The organism is Ruegeria sp. F11 (genome assembly GCF_056533855.1).
In genome coordinates, this window is sequence record NZ_JBQFOW010000038.1 from 1 (window position 1) to 1,510 (window position 1,510).

Sequence of the window (1,510 nt, forward strand, 5' to 3'; positions counted from 1 at the left end):
TGTCCGTCGTCAGGGATTATGGGACAGATGGCTGCCTGATCTAAGAGAGGGTGTGGCGCATCTGATTGTTTGATTATGCGGCGGATTTGCGGTGAAGCAAGCGTCGCGTTTCGATGGTCTTTCGTTTGATCCTTTCTCGTTGCTTTAGGATGGTCTCGCCGCGACCGAAGTAGACGTCGGCTGGGGTGAGGTTTTGCAGGCTTTCGTGGTAACGATGATGGTTGTAGTGCTCTACGAAGGCGTCGATCTGTTGCCTGAGGTCGCCCGGCAGATAGTAGTTTTCCAGCAGAATGCGGTTTTTCAGGGTCTGGTGCCAGCGCTCTATCTTGCCTTGGGTCTGTGGATGATACGGGGCACCGCGGACGTGATCCATCTGCTGGTCTTCGAGCCAATCAGCCAGTTCGCCAGAGACGTAACTTGAGCCATTGTCACTGAGCAGGCGCGGCTTGTGCAGCACCGTCGCCTGATCGCTGCCCGAAGCCTGCAGTGCCAGGTCGAGTGTATCGGTCACATCCTCTGCCTTCATCGTCGTACAGAGCTTCCAAGCGATGATGTACCGGCTGTAATCGTCGAGGATCGTGCTGAGATAGAACCAGCCCCAGCCGATCACCTTCAGGTATGTGAAGTCTGTCTGCCAGAGCTGGTTCGGTCGCATGGTCTTGTCGTTGAACTCATCGGCTGCTGACAAAACCACATAGGCCGGACTGGTGATCAGATCGTAGGACTTGAGGATGCGATAAACCGTCGATTCCGATACAAAGTACTGCTCCTGATCAGTGAACTTCACAGCCAACTCACGCGGTGACAGCTCACTTTCCTTTAGCGCCAAGTCCTTGACCTTCTCGCGCACCGGTTCGGGAATGCGGTTCCAGATGTGGGATGGCTTCGGGCTGCGATCCTCAAGTGCCTCGGGACCACCAGCCAAGTAACGATCATACCAGCGGTAGAACGTCGTCCTGGGAATTCCCAGCTTGTCCAACGTGCGCTTGGTCGGCAGGTGTGACCCTTCGACGAGCCGGATGATCTCCAGTTTCTCAGATGCTGGATACCTCATTCGTCGTCGTCCCCATCCGCGATCATGCTTTTTTTGAGCAACCGCAGTTCCAAAGCTTGTTCAGCCACGACTTCCTTCAAATCACGGGATTCCCGACGAAGGTCTTTGACTTCGGTCGAGGTCGCCGCCCGCGCCGTGTCACCCGCAAGACGCTTCTTCCCAGCCTCAAGGAACTCCTTGGACCAACTGTAATACAGGCTTTGGGCAATGCCTTCACGGCGGCACAGCTCCGCAATGCTGTCCTCGCCCTTAAGGCCATCCAGAACGATCCTGATCTTCTCTTCCGCTGAATACTGTTTACGTGTCGCGCGACGGATGTCCTTGACGATCTTCTCGCCGTGGCTCCGCTTGGTTCCGGGTTTCTGTCTCATCTCCACTCCTCGGTGGTTACGATGTGCCAGAAACCCTCTCTTATCAAATCACCCTAAACTGTCCCATTGGCGCTGACGTCAAACA

Annotated in this window: 1 protein-coding gene; it reads right to left on the reverse strand. The window is 55.4% G+C overall.

All coding sequences use genetic code 11. The features are described 5' to 3' along the window. Positions 1-73: 73 nt before the first annotated feature. A protein-coding gene (locus ACR0NJ_RS21220) for an IS3 family transposase (protein ID WP_480819076.1) occupies positions 74-1,425 on the reverse strand; the annotation gives its coding sequence in 2 pieces (ribosomal slippage) (positions 74-1,089 and positions 1,089-1,425; 1,353 coding nt in all). Positions 1,426-1,510: the final 85 nt, after the last annotated feature.